General features: G+C 48.8%; 3 protein-coding genes. All 3 read right to left on the reverse strand.

Annotation, left to right across the window (positions count from 1 at the left end; all coding sequences use genetic code 11):
• Positions 1–2,208: S8 family serine peptidase (locus RRY12_12535; GenBank protein MEG2185500.1), on the reverse strand; the 2,208-nt coding region annotated here is incomplete at its 3' end.
• Positions 2,209–2,595: 387 nt separating this feature from the next.
• Positions 2,596–3,255, reverse strand: coding sequence for a DUF4276 family protein (locus RRY12_12540; protein ID MEG2185501.1), 660 nt, complete (start codon positions 3,253–3,255; stop codon positions 2,596–2,598).
• A 14-nt stretch (positions 3,256–3,269) separates the two neighbouring features.
• Positions 3,270–4,487 carry an AAA family ATPase gene (locus tag RRY12_12545; GenBank protein ID MEG2185502.1) on the reverse strand — a complete coding sequence of 406 codons (1,218 nt, stop codon included), beginning with the start codon at positions 4,485–4,487 and terminating at the stop codon, positions 3,270–3,272.
• Positions 4,488–4,680: the final 193 nt, after the last annotated feature.

A 4,680-nucleotide genomic window follows, 5' to 3' on the forward strand; every position in this document is an offset into this window, starting at 1 on the left:
AATATCGGCCTCTTCATCCTGAGAGGGCACGATCGTGTAGAGCGCCATCGCATTCAATATCCTGCCCTCCGCGTCGTCTAGATCGTACTTTCCATTGTCCTTGACCCTGATGCGAAGCTCGTAGGTTTTGTCGGGTTCGATGAGTTCTGTGGAAGCAAGCGGATGGCCGTCAGCAGCAAGGCAGAAGGTTCCGTCGATGTCGCCGCTTTCCACATAGTCAAGAGAAAGCGCCGCGTTGCCGTTTGCACCAGGCCCTCTGTACAGGCGCAGGCTGCTTACGTCGTCGCCAAGCCAAAAACCGTCTATCTCAAAAACACTTTCCACAATATCGCCTGAGGCAAATGGGGCTTGAGTATCGCTTGATAGGGCAAAGACAGGCAGCGGTTCGGATATCTCCATTTCCGCATATTCGTCTTCACTTTCAGTCATAGCGTCCGCGATGTCAAAAGCCATGTCGTCGCTAAGATAAAAGGCGTCGTCCTCTTTGTCATACTGATAGTTCGCAGAGAGCCCCAGCCTGGTCATATACTCTGAAACGTCGAAGTCCAACTCCGGCGCCGCAAACGACGCAAGCGCCTTTGCTGAGATTTTCGCTGCGGCCGTTGCAGGAGGTTTCACGGGAACGGAGCCGCCGCGCCTGATGGCGGCATCTATATTCATCAGGCCGTAGGTCGAATAGCCTTTGCCAAGGCACGCGCCATTCGCGCTGGAAAAAAGCAGGTTCATTATCTGTTTATGAGAATAGGACGGATAGTTTGCGTAAAGCAGCGCCACCGCGCCTGAGGCCATTGGAGCGGCCATCGAGGTGCCGCTCATATAACCGTACCCTGCGTAGTGTCCGTCTGAAGAGTCTGACAACACTCCGCTGCGGCAGACGCCCTTGGGCAGGTATCTGGGTACAGTGCTCAATATATTTGTGCCTGGGGCAAAGATATCAACATATCTTGCCTTGTCGGCCTTCGACGGATTGCTGTAATTGGAGTAGGAGGCGCGCTGAATACGCCCAGCTGTGTTATATTCCGCAGCCCCAACGACAATGACATTGGAGATGCCGGGCAGCGTCCCAAAAGCCGCTGGAAAGGGCAGCTTACCTAGATATTGGCCTGTCGGCGCGTTTATATTCTGGCTTTCGTTGCCAGCCGCGATGCAAACGGTCACTCCCGCGTCTCCGAGCGCCTTGATGGCCTGCACGTAAGGATTAGAGGCCTTGTAGTTTATCGCTCTCGGGTTCCACGATCCGACAGATAGGTTTACGACTTTGAGCCTACCCTTATAATTGGAATTTTTCTGCACTTCAAGAAGATACTGCATGGCGCTGATGGTGTCCGAGTCATAAGCGCCCACCAACTCCGACAAGTCGCTCTTTAGGGTAAAAATGTTCACGGGAAGCAGCTTCACCCTCCAGTTGACGCCCGCTATCCCTATAGAATTTGCGCCGACCGCTCCTACTATTCCAGCAACATGCGTCCCGTGCCCGGCAAGATCCCCGAACTGCCTCCAGTCACGCCAGTTCGCGCTTGCCTTGCCGTCAAGCTTCAATTGGTCGTAAGTAGGCAAAAAGGTGCCGCCTGAGACGCCTGAAACAGTATATTTAGATGCACCGTTTTGAGAAAACCACGCCCCCGCTGCGTTGTTGTATGCCGCATAGCTCCCGGTAAGGCCGGATATTGAGGCTATATTGTCCACAAGGTCGTGGTGGTCGTATTTGACTCCTGTATCCACAACGGCCGCAAGGATATTCGCGTTGCCTGTGACTCTGTACTTGGTCCATGCGGTAAAGAGGTTTGACATATTCCAATTATCCTGGAGGCCAAGGTTAAGGCAGTAGTCTATAGCGCTGTTCTGTCTTATATAATTGGGAAATACCGCGACTACGTCCGGGGCGGAAGATAATTTTTTCATCAGCTCTTCCGTGGTCATGGAATCGGACTTTACGTGGGCAAATGTCTTTTCGCTCTTCGCTGTAAGGACGTTGTAGCCTTCCACCGTGTCCACGCCGGATGGCGCCGCCTGCTTTACCCGCGCGGCAATGCTTCGCTGCTGAGCGGCTGCGTCTCCCGCGTTAAATCTGTTCACGCTCATAGACCCGCGAAGCACAACCAGCGCTTCGCCCTCGGCATACTCCGCCGCCTGCGCCGCAGCCCCAAACACAAACAACAATAGCGCGGCCACAAGACAGGTACGCTTGATAATCTCGAATTTCCTCAAGTACATTCCCCTCCACCCGTTTGTTAAAAATTTCAGCGAAAAACATGCGGCGATGCTTTATATTAAGTATACATTTTTTAGATCTTCTCGTCACGCGACATCTTGCTCCGCCTTGTTTCAACCAAATATTGCAAAAACCACTTCCAAGCAATCGCCCCTTGTAGGCTCTTTCAGTTCTTTGTTGTTGCCTCTTCAATCAGGCTTTTTATTGCTTCAAGGAGTTAGCATCCATGGACTGTGTTATCAACGAAACTGCGGGGCATCGCAGATATTGCGCTACCTTCGGAAGGCCTTCGCCTTTTCGGCAATACCTACAATATATTGACAAAAACTTCCACGCGGTAATGTCAGTATCTACGGTCAAAAACAAGCGCCGTACAGACTTCGTCATGCTGCGGGACTTATCCTCTGGCGCAGTTCGTTTATGAAATAATTAAAACTCGGGGATTTGTTTCGACTCAAATCCATTTGCGAACCAATTTTTTGTGCCCATTCCTTTTTTCTCATACCTATTTCTCTATATGAGGGACATTCTTTTTGCATCCGTACCAAACCACCCGGATATATTACATTGGCAAGCGTTTCCCAAGTGCCGCAGATCGAATCTTGCACATATGCACGGAGCACCTGTCGTCTAGCGTCGGGATATACGGCTGTAACTGCGGCCTCGTCTCCCAAAAGCCACGCTTCCACCTCTTCAACCGCGATACAAAACACATGATCGGTTGTAATATTTTTATCAACTGCAACTTGTTCAAGTCTGGCTTTGAAGTCTTCTGTAATATTATCGTCATTATCAAGGATTACAAATATCGCGGCCTGAAAATCGCGAAAACTTTTATCAAACCCCCTCAAATAAATAGCCAAATCGTCAAGGAGTTTACCAGTTCGCGTTTCTTTCCCTGTCTGCTTTTTCCTAAAACCACCAATGCCCCTGAATGATTTGCAATCGTAAGTGATGTGAGGAGCGTCTGGAACAATTTTTTGCATCAGTTCAAGAATAAGCGCTTCACTCGACTGATCTTCGATAAGAAATTGAAAATGCATTCCTGCTACCTCCGTCAGCCGAAATATTTGCTGTACCACAAATCTCCCATAGATGCTCCCTCGGCAACCAAGTTGCTTACGAATTCGTAATCAGAGGCTTTTCGTGCGTTCGAGAAACCATCCGTCCCTTTTTCGAGCACCCATACCTGTTCTGGGGAGAGAGCATTAACAAAAAAAGGGCTGTGTGTAGTCACAAATAACTGTTTACTGTAACCTGTGCCGACATTTTTAGCCATTTCTGCAGCTAGATCCGGTAAATATTGATGATATAAGCCATTCTCCGGTTCTTCGATAAAAACCAGCTTTCGTGGGTTTTTCTCATGAAGTAAAAGATAATAGGCAAAAAGTTTGAGTGTTCCGTCAGACATTCTCTGAGAAAAGAACGGCTCTTTAAACCCGTCCTGTCGAAATTCCAAATACATTTGGCCATTCTGAAGTTTTACAGGTTGTATATTGGCGATGTTTGGGATTTTTGTTTGAATGTCAGCCAGTATCCTTTCAAATTCCTTTGGATTCTCCCGATACATATATTGGGCGACATTGTTCAAATTACTGCCTTCCCTGTTGAGGTACGGCGTTGGCGCCGCAGTCTGTATCTGTCGTGCCGTGTCAGGAGAGAAATAGCATAAATACCAACTGCGTAAAAATCCAAGAAACTGTTCTATACGGGAATACTGTTTCATTGCGCCAAGCGTTACAATTCCCAGCTTTCTTGTATCACTCAATTCCACTTCGGCTTTATTGCCGGTAATCTGCCCTTCATCGTCCTGGCCGCCCGTCGCGCCCTCAAAGGCGTACCCTTTTCCTTCTATTAGGTACAGGAAAGACATCGGCCGCCCATTTTTTTGCACACGCTGCCTCAGCCTTTCTTCTTTTACATACGGGCGCCCTATTTTATCTTTATCAATCGTCAGTTCATAGGTTATCGGACGTGCGTTGCTTGTCTCGCGATAGTAGATTTCAAAACGTATCGGCCCGCTGGCGCCTTGTGATATTATTTGCTCGTATCCACCGCGATTTCGGGCGTCGCACGAGCTTTCCACATCTGTTGTCAGGCAGTCCGAAATAAAACCAAATGCATCGGCAATGGTGCTCTTACCATTTCCGGAAGGACCAATAATAGCAACCATGTTTCCAAGAGGCTTGCCCTGTCGGTCACTGTACAGTTGTCCCATTTTTATCTTTTTCAATGAGCCATAATTCTGTATTGCGATGCCTAAAACCTTGCCCATCCGGAGCCCTCCAGTCTATGAGCGAACCAAGTTGAGCATAGCTTACCACAGCTCGCGTAATATGAAAATAAAGCCTTTACGCCTGATGCGCGTGCGATGCAGGATGCGATAAAAGATGGGTCGATTCTGTTGTATGTCCAGTTTATTTATTCAATTCCCAACCTACGGGCGCCTATTTATATCCTTCAGGCCG

This window comes from Cloacibacillus sp. (genome assembly GCA_036655895.1).
Taxonomy (GTDB): Bacteria; Synergistota; Synergistia; order Synergistales; family Synergistaceae; genus JAVVPF01.

Bases quoted from the DNA above. Each gene is read 5' to 3' on its own strand.
- RRY12_12540 (MEG2185501.1), bottom strand. From the start codon at position 3,255: ATGCATTTTCAATTTCTTATCGAAGATCAGTCGAGTGAAGCGCTTATT.
- RRY12_12545 (MEG2185502.1), bottom strand. From the start codon at position 4,487: ATGGGCAAGGTTTTAGGCATCGCAATACAGAATTATGGCTCATTGAAA.